General features: G+C 71.8%; 11 protein-coding genes and 1 pseudogene. 4 read left to right on the forward strand and 8 right to left on the reverse strand.

The window, feature by feature from the left end:
- Together FPZ41_RS18600 and FPZ41_RS18605 are read left to right on the forward strand one after the other, a co-directional pair.
- Positions 1 to 228 (forward strand): annotated as a pseudogene (locus FPZ41_RS18600) (daunorubicin/doxorubicin resistance ABC transporter ATP-binding protein DrrA); the annotation flags it as partial.
- Positions 225 to 1,073 carry an ABC transporter permease gene (locus FPZ41_RS18605; RefSeq protein WP_152864043.1) on the forward strand — a complete coding sequence of 283 codons (849 nt, stop codon included), beginning with the start codon at positions 225 to 227 and terminating at the stop codon, positions 1,071 to 1,073. The pseudogene FPZ41_RS18600 and the gene FPZ41_RS18605, both read left to right, overlap by 4 nt.
- Positions 1,074 to 1,194: 121 nt before the next feature.
- On the opposite strand, the gene FPZ41_RS18610 is transcribed toward FPZ41_RS18605, so the two are convergent.
- The 6 genes from FPZ41_RS18610 to pdhA form a co-directional block, all read right to left on the reverse strand.
- Positions 1,195 to 2,292, reverse strand: a complete 1,098-nt coding sequence (locus FPZ41_RS18610; protein WP_322620406.1) for a potassium channel family protein — start codon at positions 2,290 to 2,292, stop codon at positions 1,195 to 1,197.
- An 85-nt stretch (positions 2,293 to 2,377) separates the two neighbouring features.
- Positions 2,378 to 3,766, reverse strand: coding sequence for a molybdopterin molybdotransferase MoeA (locus tag FPZ41_RS18615; RefSeq protein WP_152864046.1), 1,389 nt, complete (start codon positions 3,764 to 3,766; stop codon positions 2,378 to 2,380).
- On the reverse strand, positions 3,763 to 4,704 hold the full coding sequence (locus FPZ41_RS18620) for an NTP transferase domain-containing protein (protein WP_407698794.1): 942 nt from the start codon (positions 4,702 to 4,704) through the stop codon (positions 3,763 to 3,765). Before FPZ41_RS18620 ends, FPZ41_RS18615 begins: the two co-directional genes overlap by 4 nt.
- A 25-nt stretch (positions 4,705 to 4,729) precedes the next feature.
- Complete coding sequence (locus FPZ41_RS18625) at positions 4,730 to 6,163, reverse strand: dihydrolipoamide acetyltransferase family protein (RefSeq protein WP_152864048.1); 1,434 nt, start codon at positions 6,161 to 6,163, stop codon at positions 4,730 to 4,732.
- Complete coding sequence (locus FPZ41_RS18630; protein WP_152864050.1) at positions 6,163 to 7,167, reverse strand: alpha-ketoacid dehydrogenase subunit beta; 1,005 nt, start codon at positions 7,165 to 7,167, stop codon at positions 6,163 to 6,165. Before FPZ41_RS18630 ends, FPZ41_RS18625 begins: the two co-directional genes overlap by 1 nt.
- Complete coding sequence (gene pdhA, locus FPZ41_RS18635) at positions 7,164 to 8,324, reverse strand: pyruvate dehydrogenase (acetyl-transferring) E1 component subunit alpha (RefSeq protein WP_152864052.1); 1,161 nt, start codon at positions 8,322 to 8,324, stop codon at positions 7,164 to 7,166. The genes FPZ41_RS18630 and pdhA overlap by 4 nt, the downstream gene beginning before the upstream one ends.
- 190 nt (positions 8,325 to 8,514) lie before the next feature.
- Here pdhA and FPZ41_RS18640 point away from each other — a divergent pair, with 190 nt between their 5' ends.
- Positions 8,515 to 9,000: an Lrp/AsnC family transcriptional regulator gene (locus FPZ41_RS18640; protein WP_131562888.1), complete on the forward strand. Its 486-nt coding sequence runs from the start codon at positions 8,515 to 8,517 to the stop codon at positions 8,998 to 9,000.
- Between the two features lie 12 nt (positions 9,001 to 9,012).
- Here FPZ41_RS18640 and FPZ41_RS18645 read toward each other — a convergent pair whose 3' ends face one another.
- Together FPZ41_RS18645 and FPZ41_RS18650 are read right to left on the reverse strand one after the other, a co-directional pair.
- Positions 9,013 to 9,603 (reverse strand): TetR/AcrR family transcriptional regulator, encoded by a 591-nt coding sequence (locus FPZ41_RS18645; RefSeq protein WP_152864054.1) that lies wholly within the window; start codon positions 9,601 to 9,603, stop codon positions 9,013 to 9,015.
- Positions 9,600 to 11,117: a 3-hydroxyacyl-CoA dehydrogenase gene (locus FPZ41_RS18650; protein ID WP_152864056.1), complete on the reverse strand. Its 1,518-nt coding sequence runs from the start codon at positions 11,115 to 11,117 to the stop codon at positions 9,600 to 9,602. The genes FPZ41_RS18645 and FPZ41_RS18650 overlap by 4 nt, the downstream gene beginning before the upstream one ends.
- Before the next feature lie 147 nt (positions 11,118 to 11,264).
- Here FPZ41_RS18650 and paaN point away from each other — a divergent pair, with 147 nt between their 5' ends.
- The gene (paaN, locus tag FPZ41_RS18655; protein WP_152864058.1) at positions 11,265 to 12,971 is read left to right on the forward strand and encodes a phenylacetic acid degradation protein PaaN; all 1,707 of its coding nucleotides are present in this window, start codon (positions 11,265 to 11,267) and stop codon (positions 12,969 to 12,971) included.
- Positions 12,972 to 12,977 lie beyond the last annotated feature (6 nt).

Raw genomic sequence — 12,977 nt, forward strand, 5'->3', positions numbered from 1 at the left:
GGCGGTCAGCGGTCGGCCGAGCAGGCGGCCCGCGCGCTCACCGAGCTGACCCGCGTCGGCATCACTGTCGACAACTTCTCGCTGGGCCAGCCCAGCCTGGACGAGGTCTTCCTCGCCCTCACCGGACACGACACCCGGACGCAGGACACACAGCGCGCACAAGGCAGTCAGGGCAGTCAGGGCAACGACACCGAGCTTCACGACACGAAGGACGAGGCGGCGGCATGAGTACCGCGACCACCACCGAGAGCAAGGAACTCGCTCCCGTCAGCGCCGAGTCGCTGGCCGCGCTGCTGATCGCCAAGGAGCGGCCGCCGCGCCCCAGCGCCCTGTCCGCGTCGCTGACCTTCGGCTGGCGGGCCATGCTCAAGATCAAGCACGTGCCGGAACAGCTCTTCGACGTCACCGCCTTCCCCGTGATGATGGTGCTGATGTACACGTACCTCTTCGGCGGCGCCCTGGCCGGTTCGCCGAGCGAGTACATCCAGTTCCTGCTGCCCGGCATCGTGGTGATGTCGGTCGTGATGATCACGATGTACACGGGTGTCTCGGTCAACACGGACATCGAGAAGGGTGTCTTCGACCGGTTCCGCTCACTGCCGATCTGGCGGCCGTCGACGATGGTCGGCTATCTGCTGGGCGACGCCCTGCGCTACACGATCGCGTCCCTGGTGATGCTGACCGTCGGTCTGGTCCTGGGCTACCGCCCCGACGGCGGGGTCGCTGGCGTCCTCGCCGGGATCGCGCTGCTGATCGTCTTCTCGTTCGCGTTCTCGTGGATCTGGACCATGTTCGGTCTGATGCTGCGCACCGAGAAGTCCGTGATGGGCGTCAGCATGATGGTGATCTTCCCGCTGACCTTTCTGTCCAACGTCTTCGTCGACCCGAAGACCATGCCCGGCTGGCTCCAGGCGTTCGTCAACAACAGCCCGATCACTCATCTGGCGTCGGCGGTGCGGGGGTTGATGGCGGGTGACTGGCCGGCCGCGGAGGTCGCCTGGTCGCTGGGCTGGTCGGCACTGTTCGTGTTGGTCTTCGGACCGATCACGATGCGGCTCTACAACCGCAAATAGCCGTACGGCGTCGGGAGTGTCGTACGACGACAGGGGTGCCGTACGACGACAGGGGTGCCGTACGGCGCTGGGGGCGTCCGCCGATTCCGCGCGGGCGCCCCCTCGCCGTGCCCAGGGCCGGTCAGTCCTGAGGCAGTGGTCGCATGTCCGGCGCGACCCTGGTGCTCGGGGTGGCCCGCACTATGGTGATGAGCCGGTCCGTCAGCTGGAGTTCACCGACGGAGGGGTCGTCGTAGCCGAGTACCCGGTGGCCTCGTACGACACTGACGACGAGGTCGTCGGTCTCCCGCACACCGCGCCCCACCTCGGCCTTGATGACCGGACGTTCGACGATGTCCAGCCCGCTGCCCTGCTGGATGAGGTCCTCCATGACCATGCCCGCGGCCGGGCTGAGCACGGAGAGCCCGAGCAGCCGTCCGGCCGCGCTGGCACTGGTGATCACCATGTCGGCACCGGACTGCTTCAGCAGCGGCGCGTTCTCCTCTTCTCGCACGGCGACCACGATCTTCGCCGAGCGGTTGAGCTGCCGGGCCGTGAGAACGGCGAGGACCGCGGTGTCGTCCCGCTGCGTGGCGATGATGATCTGCCGCGCCCTCTGCGCCTCGGCCCGCAGGAGCACATCACTGCGGGTGGCGTCTCCTACGACCCCCGCGTACCCGTCGGCCGTCGCCGCGTCGACCACCTTGGAGCTGGGGTCGACGACCACGACCTGCTCCTTCTTCAGCCCCTGCGCGCAGACGGTCTGGATCGCCGACCGTCCCTTCGTCCCGAAGCCGACAACAACGGTGTGATCCCTCAAAGCGGTCCTCCAGCGGTTCTGGCGCCATTCCTCACGTGTGCGCTCCGTGAGGACCTCGAGCGTGGTGCCGACCAGGATGATCAGGAACAGCACGCGCAGGGGCGTGATCACGAAGATGTTGGTGAACCGGGCGGCGTCACTGACCGGGGTGATGTCGCCGTAACCGGTCGTGGAGAGGGTGACGGTCGCGTAGTAGAAGGCGTCGAGAAGGTCAACGCCGTCGTCGGAGTTGTCGTTGTATCCCTCGTGGTCGGCGTAGACGATGAGGGCGGTCACGACCAGCACGAACAGGGCCATCGCCAGCCGCTTGGCGACCTGTCGTATCGGGCGCTCGACAGCCCGTCTGGGGAGCTTCACCTGGTGGGTCGCGAGACGCTCGTCCGCGCGTCGAGCGATCAAGTCCTGGCCCGGTAGTTTCACGTGAAACGCTCCCCGGTCCCCGATTCGTTCTCCACGATCCTGTACGTGACGATCTTGTACATGACGATCCTGCACATGCTCCGTTTCACGTGAAACACACCTGAATTCCCGCAGTCGCCCACGGTAGATCGAGGAGTTCCAGCCCCTGTCCGGTGCGAGCACCACCCGGCGGTACGACGGCCAGGGCGTCGGCGGTGGCGATACCGCGCAGCATGGCGGGACCGTTGTAGTGCAGCGGTACGGCCCGGTCGGCGCGCCGGGCGACCGGGACGAGCCGGGTGTCGCGCGGGTGGCCGTGCACGGTCTCCTGGAGCGGCAGCGCGTACGGCTCCGGGGCGGCGCGTCCCGCAAGGGTCCGCAGCAGGGGCTCGGCGAGGGTGAGCAGCCCGGAGACGGCCGCCAGGGGGTTGCCGGGGAGCCCGACCAGGTGCTGGTTCTCCCGTGTCCTGGCCAGGAGCATCGGGTGGCCCGGACGGACCTGGACACCGTCCACGAGGAGCTCGGCGCCGAGGCGGCGCAGTGTGGGGTGGACGTGGTCGACAGGGCCCGAGGCGGTGCCGCCGGTGGTGACGATCAGGTCGGCGGGGGAGTTCTTCAGGGCCTCGTACAGGGCATCGGCGTCGTCCCCGATCCTGCGGACGGTCATGACCTCGGCACCGAGCGCCCCCAGCCAGTGCGGCAGCATGGGGCCGAGGGCGTCCCGGATCAGGCCGTCGTGGGGACGCCCTTCGGTGAGCAACTCGTCTCCGAGGACCAGGACTTCGGCCCTTGGACCAGGAATGACGGAGACCGTGTCGTACCCGGCGGCCGCGGCCAGCCCGAGCACGGGCGGGGTGATCAGGGTGCCGAGCGGCAGGAGCTGGTCGCCGCTGCGGCACTCCTGGCCGCGCGGCCGGATGTCCTGACCATGGACGACCGTGGGCGTCCCACCGGGTCGAGCGGCATCGCGAGCCTGCGGGAGGGTCGCGTACAGCCGGCCCTTGTCGTCGATGCGGCCGTGCTCGCTGCGCAGGACGGCCGTGCTGTCCTGCGGGACGCGGGCGCCGGTGGCGATACGAACGGCCTCGCCGTCCGTGAGGGGCTCCGGCTGCGCATGCCCGGCCAGCACTCCGTCCTCGCGTACGTGCCAGGGGCCGGGGCCCGCGACCGCCCAGCCGTCCATCGCGGAGGTGTCGAAGGACGGGAGGTCGGTGAGGGCCACGAGGGGGGCCCCGAGGACCAGTCCGAGGGCGTCGTCGAGGGTGACGGAGGCGAGGGTACGGCGCCGGACCGAACGGGCGGCGCGCTCGGCGAGGGCGCGAGCCTCCGGCCAGGGCGTGCCCCTGTGCCGGGTGTCCTCGCTGGAGTGCGGTGCCCGCGAGGCGGGCGTGGACGGCGACGGGGTGGATGGCGTGCCGAGTGGGCGCCTGCCCCTGTCGTTGACCATGGCCAGCGCCTCCTCCACGTCGAGTTCCTCGGCGTCCTGGGCGGTCATCCGGCGTCCGGCCCGGCGTCGGGCGTGCTCTCGTCCGCCCAGCGCAGGGCCAGGGCGGCGGCCTTGCGGGCGGCCTCGGCGACCGCCTCAGGGCCGCCCTCGGCGCGGGCCGCGGCGTACCCGACGAGGAATGTGGTCAGCGGGGCAGCGGGCCTGGCCACTCCGTGGGCGGCGTCGCGAGCGAGGTCGAGCAGGGTGCCCGTGTCGACATCGAGGTCGATGCCCAGCTCGTCCTTGACTGCGGAAATCCATTCATCCAACACGCGCCCATGCTCCCTGATCTGAGCCCGGGCGGCGGCGATGTCCTCCCAGGTGTCACAGTCGAACGACGCGACGGGGTCGGCGATGCGGGTGAGATCGAGCGCGCCGGTGAGCCGCCGCAAGGGCAGCCCGGTGAGACCGCCGTGCCCGGCGGTGAGCGCGGTGAGCTCGCGGCGCAGGGCGTCGGCCCGGTACGCGGCGACGAGGGGCTGGTCACGGCCGTCGGGGTCGGTGAGCAGCACCCCCTCGGAACCATGCGTTGCCACGGCGTCCAGCAGCCGCCGCACCGTCGTCTCCCGAAGAAACGGCAGATCGGCGGAGAGCACGACGACATACGGCGCGGTGGTGTGCCGGAGACCGGCCTCCAGCGCGGCGAGCGGGCCGCCGCCGGGCGGGTCCTCGCGGGCCCACACCACGGGCCGTGCCGTCTGTCGGGGATCGGCCACGACCACCGTGGTGCCGCCACCGGCGCATGCGGCCAGCACCCGGTCGAGCAGCGCCCGGCCGCCCACGCGCACCCCGGGCTTGTCGGCGCCGCCGAGCCGCCGGGCGGCGCCCCCGGCGAGCACGACGGCGTCGTACACGGTCACGGCAGCGTCGTACGCGTCGGCGGCAACGCGGGGCGGCGACTGCTGCGGCTGCGGCTTCGGCTGCCCCGGAGGGTCGTACGCGGTCACCCCCCGAGTATGCGTGCCACGGCGATCACAGGGAACGCAGGAGCACCACCGGCTGTTCGACGCAGTCCGCCACGTACCGCAGGAAACCACCCGCCGTGCCGCCGTCGCACACGCGGTGGTCGAAGGTGAGCGAGAGCTGGACGACCTGCCGCACCGCCAGCTCGCCCTGGTGCACCCAGGGTTTGGGGACGATGCGGCCGACGCCGAGCATGGCCGCCTCGGGGTGGTTGATGATCGGCGTGGAGCCGTCGACGCCGAACACTCCGTAGTTGTTCAGCGTGAAGGTCCCGCCGGTGAGTTCTGCGGGGGTGAGCGTCCCCGTGCGGGCCGCCTCGGTCAGCCGGGCGAACTCGGCGGTGAGTGACTGGGCGTCCCTCGTGTGCGCGTCCCGGACGACGGGCACGACGAGCCCCCGTTCGGTCTGCGCGGCGAACCCCAGGTGCACCCGGTCGAGGCGGACGATCTCGCGGGCGGCCAGGTCGACGGTGGAGTTGAGCTCGGGGAAACGGGCGAGGGCGGCGGTGCAGATCCGCGCCAGCAGGGCGAGCAGCGAGATCTTGGGGCCGTCCGCCGCGTTCATGGTCGCGCGCGCGTGCATGAGTTCCGTCGCGTCCGCGTCCACCCAGCAGGTCGCGTCGGGGATCTCGCGCCGGCTGCGGGAGAGCTTGTCGGCGACGGCCCCGCGCACGCCCCGGAGGGGGATGCGGGTGCCGGCCGCGGCAGACGCGGCGGCGCTCTCCGCGCGCGTGGGCGTCAAGCCTTCCGCGCGCATGGACGTCAGGCTCTCCGCGCGCATGGACGTCAGGCTCTCCGCGCGCGTGGGCGTCGAGACGGTCTCCGTCTGTGCCGCCGGGACCGCTGTCGCCGGAGCGGAGGGGGGCGCGGCGGCGGCCGCGGCCCGCAGCGCGTGTTCCACGTCCGCCCGCAGGATCAGCCCGTCGGGTCCGGAGCCCGCCAGCTCCCGCAGATCCAGGCCGTGCTCCCGGGCGAGGCGGCGCACGAGCGGTGAGATGACCGGGACGGGGCCCTCAGGACGCTTCGGGGCCGCCTCGGGTGGGGGTGGGGTGCTCGCGGCGACTGGGGGCGCCGCAGCCCGACGCGGCATGTCCGGCACGGCTCCGCTCCGGGGCCGCGCCCTCCTCCGCCGTGCCGGGGGCGCCCCCGTGCCGTAGCCCACCAGCACGTTGCCGGAGCCCTGGTCGTCCTCGGCGGGCGCCCCCACGGCCACCGTCAACAGCGGTGCCCCTACGGGCAGTTCCGTGCCCTCGTCGCCGTAGCGGGCGGTCACGACGCCCCCGTAGGGGCAGGGCACCTCCACCATGGCCTTGGCCGTCTCGACCTCCACCACCGGCTCGTCGATGGCGACGACGTCCCCGACCTGCACCAGCCAGCGGACGATCTGGGCCTCGGTCAGCCCCTCACCGAGGTCGGGCAGCCTGAACTCCAGCACCTGGGTCATCAGCTCTCCGCCTCCCACTGCAGGCGCTCCACGGCGTCCAGGATCCGGTCGACCCCGGGCAGGTGGTGCCGCTCCAGCATCGGCGGCGGATACGGGATGTCGAACCCGGCGACGCGCAGCACGGGCGCCTGAAGGTAGTGGAAGCAGCGCTCCGTGACGCGGGCCGCGATCTCGCCGCCCGGACCGCCGAAGCCGCCGGACTCGTGGACGACCACGGCGCGCCCGGTGCGCCGCACGGACGCGGCCACCGTGTCGTCGTCGAAGGGCACCAGGGAGCGCAGGTCGACGACCTCCAGGTCCCAGCCCTCGGCCCGCGCCGCCTCGGCCGCCTCCAGGCAGACGGGTACGGACGGCCCGTATGTGATCAGCGTGGCGCTGCGGCCCGGGCGCCGCACCACGGCGCGGCCGATGGGCTCGACGGGCCCCGGGTCCTCGGGGTTCCAGGAGTCCTTCGACCAGTAGAGCCGCTTGGGCTCCAGGAAGACGACGGGGTCGTCGGACGCGATGGCGGCGCGCAGCAGCCCGTAGGCGTCGGCGACGGTCGCGGGCGTGACGACATGCAGCCCCGGAGTCGCCATGTAGTACGCCTCGGAGGAGTCGCTGTGGTGCTCGACGCCGCCGATGCCTCCCCCATAGGGGACACGGATCGTGATCGGCAGCGGCATCGCGCCCCGCGTACGGTTGCGCATGCGCGCGACGTGGCTGATGAGCTGCTCGAACGCCGGGTAGGCGAACGCGTCGAACTGCATCTCCACGACCGGCCTGAGCCCGTACATCGCCATGCCGACGGCCGTCCCGAGGATGCCCGCCTCGGCGAGCGGCGTGTCCGTGCAGCGGTCCTCGCCGAACTCCTCGGCGAGGCCGTCGGTGACCCGGAAGACGCCGCCGAGCGCGCCGACGTCCTCGCCCATGACGTGGACCGCCGGGTCGGCGGCCATGGCGTCGCGCAACGCGCGCGTGAGGGCCTGCGCCATGGTGGCGGGCTTGAGGGCGACGGTGGTCATCGGCCCGTCCCTTCCGCGTCCGCGTCCGCGTCCGCCTCGGCGCCGGCTTCGAGCTCGGCCCGCAACCGGTCCTGCTGCTCCCGCAGTTGCGGTGTGGGCTCGGCATACACATGGGCGAACAGATCCATGGGGTCGAGCTCCGGGTCCTGGTTCATGCGCTCGCGCAGGTCGGCCGCCATGGCCTCGGCCGCGTCGCGAGCGGCCTGGATGCCGTCCTCGTCGAGCAGCCCGCGCTCGGTCAACTCGTGCTCCAGGAGCGCGATCGGGTCGTGTGCGCGCCAGGTCTCGACCTCGGCGTCGCCGCGGTAGCGGGTGGCGTCGTCGGCGTTCGTATGGGCGTCGATGCGGTACGTCACCGCTTCGACCAGAGTGGGACCGCCACCCGCGCGCGCGTGGGCCACGGCGTCGCCGAGCACCTCGTGCACGGCCGCCGCGTCGTTGCCGTCGACCAGGCGGCCCGGCATTCCGTAGCCGACGGCCTTGTGGGCCAGCGACGGGGCGGCGGTCTGCTTGGCGAGCGGGACGGAAATCGCGAAGCCGTTGTTCTGGACGAGGAAGACGACCGGGGCCTGCCACACGGCGGCGAAGTTCAGCGCCTCGTGGAAGTCGCCCTCGCTGGTGCCGCCGTCGCCGACCAGGGCGAGCGCGACCACGTCGTCACCCTTGAGGCGGGCGGCGTGAGCGAGGCCCACGGCGTGCGGGAGTTGGGTCGCGAGGGGGGTGCACAGGGGCGCGACGCGGTGCTCGTGGGGGTCGTATCCCGTGTGCCAGTCGCCGCGCAGGAGCGTGAGCGCCTGGACGGGGTCGAGGCCGCGGGCGACGGCGGCGAGGGTGTCCCGGTAGCTGGGGAAGAGCCAGTCGCGCTCTTCGAGCACGAGGGCCGCGGCCACCTCGCAGGCCTCCTGGCCGGTGCTGGAGGGGTAGACGGCGAGTCGGCCCTGCTTGGTGAGTGCCGTGGCCTGCGCGTTGTACCGGCGGCCGCGCACCAGCTCCGCGTAGAGCCGGCGCAGCAGCGTGGGGTCGGCCTGGGCGGCGGTCTCGGTGCCCAGGACGCGGTACGGCCGCGAGTCGGGCAGCAGCGGAGCGGGGTCGGTGCGGGGCTGCCAGGCGGGCGGCGGTGTCGGCCGGTACGCGCCCCGCTGCTCCATGACCGTCATACGGCACCTCCTCGTGGGAGTGGCTTCTCGGGCCCGCCACGGTTGTGACGCGCCTCACCTACCGATTGTTCGGTCGTCGGCACATTTTGGCTACAGGCACCGCCAGGCTGTGGACAAACGGTTCTCCACAGCCTGTGATGGACGCACTACGTCCATGGTAGGGAGGCGGGGGGACATGGCACCTGAACAAATGGCCGAGCCTCCGGAGCACGGCCTGGTGTTGCCACCCCCTCGTCCGCTGGACGCCATTGATCAGGACATCCTGCAGATGCTCCAGGCGGACGGCCGCGCCTCGATACGTTCCGTCGCCGAGCGCGTCCACGTCTCCCGCGCCAACGCCTACGCCCGCATCAACCGCCTCCTCGAGGACGGCGTGATACGCGGATTCGGGGCGCGCGTGAACCACGAGCGCGCCGGGCAGGGCACCTCGGCCTACATCACCCTCAAGATCGTGCAGAACTCCTGGCGCACGGTCCGCGAACAGCTGCGACAGCTGCCGGGCGCCTCCCACATCGCCCTGGTGGGCGGCGACTTCGACGTCCTGCTGCTGGTGCACACCTCGGACAACCGCGCGCTGCGCGAGCTGGTCCTCACCCGGCTCCAGGCCATCCCGGAGGTGCTCAGCTCAAGGACGCTGCTGGTGTTCGAGGAGGAGGACCTGGAGCCGCAGGGCTGAACGCCCCTGGCCTCACCCCTGGGTGCGCAGGCCCCCGAACACCAACTGCACCACCGCGTCGGCCACTTCCCGCTCGCCCATGCCTCGCCCGTCCGGCCGGTACCACTCCACGACCGAGTTGATCATCCCGAAGACGAGCCGCGTGGCCAGCCGGACCTCTATGTCGCCGCGCACGTCCCCGTCGGCGGCCGCGGCCTTGAGCAGTTCGGCGACCCGGTGGTCGAAGTCGCGCCGCCGCTCCAGAGCCCACCGCTCGGTGCCGGTGTTGCCGCGCACGCGCAGCAGCAGCGTCACATACGGCAGTTCGGCGGTGAGCACCTCGACCATGCGCCGCACGACGTACTCCAGGCGCTCCACGGCACGCCCCACGCGCGCGTGCTCCTCGTCGAGGATCCCGAAGAGGCCGTCGAGCGCCCGGCTGACGGCACGCCGCAGCAGCTCCTCCTTGCTCGCGACGTGGTGGTATATCGACGACTTGGAGATACCGGCCGCTTTGGAGAGGTGCTCCATGGAGGTGCCGTCGTAGCCGCGTTCGTTGAAGACCCGGACGGCGACGGAGAGCAGTGTGTCCGGGGTGTACGTGTCGCGCTTGGCCGTGGTCATGAGGTGGTGCCCTCCCGCTTGTCGGAGGCGTACGCGTGACGGTAGAGCGCGAGGGACGGCGCGTAACGGCCCGAGGGGTCGCGCAGGTGCAGGTCGTCGAGGACGGCGTACGCCCAGTTGCGGCCGAGCCTGCGGCTCCACTCGAAGGGCCCCAGAGGGTAGTTGACGCCCAGACGCATCGCCGTGTCGATGTCCTCCTCGGTGGCCACGCCCTTGGCCACGGCGTCGTGCGCGAGGTCGACGATCCGGGCCACCGTACGGGCGACGATCATGCCGGGCGCGTCCCCGATGACGCTGACGTCCTTGCCGAGCGCCTGGAAGAGCCCGATGGCCTCGGAGAGGGTCCCCGGCGAGGTGTCCTGGGAGGCGGACAGGGCGATGCGGGTGGCCTTGCGGTAGTCGAGCGCCAGGTCGAAGTACACGACGTCCCGGAACTCCACGGAGGTCTGGCCGTCGGCGAGAACGAGCTGGCCGCCGCTCGGCAGGATCAACCGCGTGCCGTGGTCCTCGTCGTCCTCGCGCACACCGATGCCTGCCTCGCGGACCAGCGCGAGCAGCTCTGACGCGGGCCCCAGGTCGCCCTCGGCGACGACGTACGCGGGCGCCGGGGCCTTCTCCGCGGTGTGCGGCTCGGGGTGCTCGGCGTCGTCCCCGTAGTCGTACCAGCCGTGTCCGGTCTTGCGGCCGTGCCGGCCCGACTCGACGAGCCGCCGCTGTGCGAGCGAGGGCGCGAAGCGGACGTCCTGGAAGAAGGCCTGCCACACGGAGTGGGTGACGGATTCGTTGACGTCCTGCCCGATGAGGTCGGTCAGCTCGAAGGCGCCCATCCGGAAGCCGCCGGACTCACGCAGGACCGCGTCGATGGTGGCGGGATCGGCGGCCTGGGCCTCGTACACCGCGAAGGCCTCGCCGTAGAAGGGCCGCGCGATGCGGTTGACGATAAAGCCGGGGGTGTCGGCGCAGGCCACCGGGGTCTTGCCCCAGGCGCGGGCGGTCTCGTACGCGCGCGTGGCCGACGTGACGTCGGTCGCGAACCCGGAGACGACCTCCACGAGCGGCAGCAGGGGTGCCGGGTTGAAGAAGTGCAGGCCCACGAAGCGGCCGGGGTTGCGCAGGGCGCCGCCGATGGCCGTGACGGACAGGGACGAGGTGTTGGTGGCGAGCAGGCAGTCCTCGCCGACGACCTCCTCCAGTTCGCGCAGCAGCTCCTGCTTCACATCGAGCCGTTCGAGCACCGCCTCGACGACGAGCCCGCAGTCCGCGAGCTCGGCGAGGCTCTCCGCCGGGCGCAGTCCGGCCTGTGCGGCGTCCCGGTCGGCGCCGGTGAGCCGCTCCTTCTCGACGAGCCGGTCGAGGCGGGCGCCGATCGCCGCGGCCGCTTCCCGGGCCCGTCCGGGAACGGCGTCGTACAGCCGCACGGGGTGGCCCGCGACCGAGGCGACCTGGGCGATGCCCTGGCCCATGGTGCCGGCGCCGACGACGGCCACGGGGCTGCTGAGGTCGAGTGCTGTCATGTGCGCGATCCTCCCGCACGGGGTTTTCCACAGATGCGGCGGTCCCCCTTGTCCCGACCGATCGTTCGGTTACTCTAACTCTGTCCGCGTGTTTCTGCCCCGGTCTGAGCTCGACGAAGAGTTCTGGAGACGAGGAGTTGGTCCCGCATGGCCGCCGATCCGACCACACACGAGCTGATCGCCAAGCACCGGCCCACCCTCGACCAGGCGCTGGAAGCGATCCGCACACGCGCGTACTGGTCCCCCCACCCCGAGCACCCGAAGGCATACGGCGAGAACGGCAGCCTGAGCGCCGGGGAGGGCAAGGCCGCCTTCGATGCCCTCCTGGGCGGCCGCCTGGCCATCGACCAGCCCGGCACGGACGACTGGGTGGGCGGCGAGGTCTCCCCGTTCGGGATCGACCTGGGCATCACCTACCCGCACGCGGACATCGACGTCCTGCTGCCCGCCATGAAGGCCGGCCGGCGGGCGTGGCGCGACGCGGGCGCCGAGACCCGTGCCGTGGTCTGCCTGGAGATCCTCAAGCGGATCAGCGACCGCACGCACGAGTTCGCACATGCCGTCATGCACACATCCGGTCAGGCCTTCATGATGGCGTTCCAGGCGGGCGGCCCGCACGCGCAGGACCGCGGCCTGGAAGCGGTGGCGTACGCGTACGCGGAGCAGGTCCGCACGCCCGACGCGGCGGAGTGGACCAAGCCCCAGGGCAAGCGCGACCCGCTCGTCCTGGACAAGCGGTTCACACCGGTCCCGCGCGGCATCGCGCTCGTCATCGGCTGCAACACCTTCCCGACGTGGAACGGCTACCCGGGCCTGTTCGCGTCCCTGGCCACCGGCAACGCGGTGCTGGTGAAGCCCCACCCGCGCGCGGTGCTGCCGCTCGCGCTCACCGTGCAGGTCGCCCGCGAGGTCCTCGCCGAGGCGGGCTTCGACCCGAACCTGGTGGCGCTCGCCGCCGAACGCCCCGGCGAGGGCATCGCCAAGACGCTGGCCGTGCGCCCGGAGATCCGGATCATCGACTACACGGGATCGACGGCGTTCGGCGACTGGCTGGAGGCCAACGCCGGCCAGGCGCAGGTCTACACGGAGAAGGCCGGCGTCAACACGGTGATCGTGGAGTCCACCGACAACTACAAGGGGATGCTCTCCAACCTGGCCTTCTCACTGTCCCTGTACAGCGGCCAGATGTGCACGACCCCGCAGAACCTGCTGATCCCCCGCGACGGCATCGGCACGGACACGGGCCCCAAGTCGTACGACGAGGTCGTCGCCGACCTCGCGCAGTCGGTCGGAGGCCTCCTGGGCGACGACGCGCGCGCGAACGCCCTCCTGGGGGCGATCGTGAACCCGGATGTGAAGGCCCGCCTGGAGGCCGCGTCCGGGCTCGGCGAAGTCGCCCTCGCCTCACGGGAGATCACCAACCCGGACTTCCCGAAGGCGACGGTCCGCACTCCGGTCATCGTCAAGCTCGACGGCGCACGGAAGTACTGGGAGGGGGCCGACGACGAGGCCGCCTACCTGAGCGAGTGCTTCGGCCCGGTCTCCTTCGCGGTGGCGGTCGACTCGGCGGAGGACGCGGTGCGGCTGCTGCGGCGGACCGTCCAGGAGAAGGGCGCGATGACGGTCGGCGCGTACACCACCTCGCAGGAGGTGGCCGCGTCGATCGAGGAGGCCTGCCTGGAGGAGTGCGCCCAGCTGTCCCTCAACCTCACCGGCGGGGTGTACGTCAACCAGACGGCCGCCTTCTCCGACTTCCACGGCTCGGGCGGCAACCCGGCGGCCAACGCGGCGCTGTGCGACGGAGCGTTCGTCGCCAACCGCTTCCGGGTTGTCGAGGTACGCCGGGAGGGCTAGACACGT

It is taken from the genome of Streptomyces acidicola (genome assembly GCF_009377235.1).
Classification (GTDB): Bacteria; Actinomycetota; Actinomycetes; order Streptomycetales; family Streptomycetaceae; genus Streptomyces; species Streptomyces acidicola.

Coding starts and splice junctions, on each gene's coding strand:
- FPZ41_RS18630 (WP_152864050.1), bottom strand. CDS start 7,167: ATGACCACCGTCGCCCTCAAGCCCGCCACCATGGCGCAGGCCCTCACG.
- paaN (WP_152864058.1), top strand. CDS start 11,265: ATGGCCGCCGATCCGACCACACACGAGCTGATCGCCAAGCACCGGCCC.
- FPZ41_RS18615 (WP_152864046.1), bottom strand. CDS start 3,766: ATGACCGCCCAGGACGCCGAGGAACTCGACGTGGAGGAGGCGCTGGCC.
- FPZ41_RS18640 (WP_131562888.1), top strand. CDS start 8,515: ATGGCCGAGCCTCCGGAGCACGGCCTGGTGTTGCCACCCCCTCGTCCG.
- pdhA (WP_152864052.1), bottom strand. CDS start 8,324: ATGACGGTCATGGAGCAGCGGGGCGCGTACCGGCCGACACCGCCGCCC.
- FPZ41_RS18650 (WP_152864056.1), bottom strand. CDS start 11,117: ATGACAGCACTCGACCTCAGCAGCCCCGTGGCCGTCGTCGGCGCCGGC.
- FPZ41_RS18645 (WP_152864054.1), bottom strand. CDS start 9,603: ATGACCACGGCCAAGCGCGACACGTACACCCCGGACACACTGCTCTCC.
- FPZ41_RS18625 (WP_152864048.1), bottom strand. CDS start 6,163: ATGACCCAGGTGCTGGAGTTCAGGCTGCCCGACCTCGGTGAGGGGCTG.
- FPZ41_RS18605 (WP_152864043.1), top strand. CDS start 225: ATGAGTACCGCGACCACCACCGAGAGCAAGGAACTCGCTCCCGTCAGC.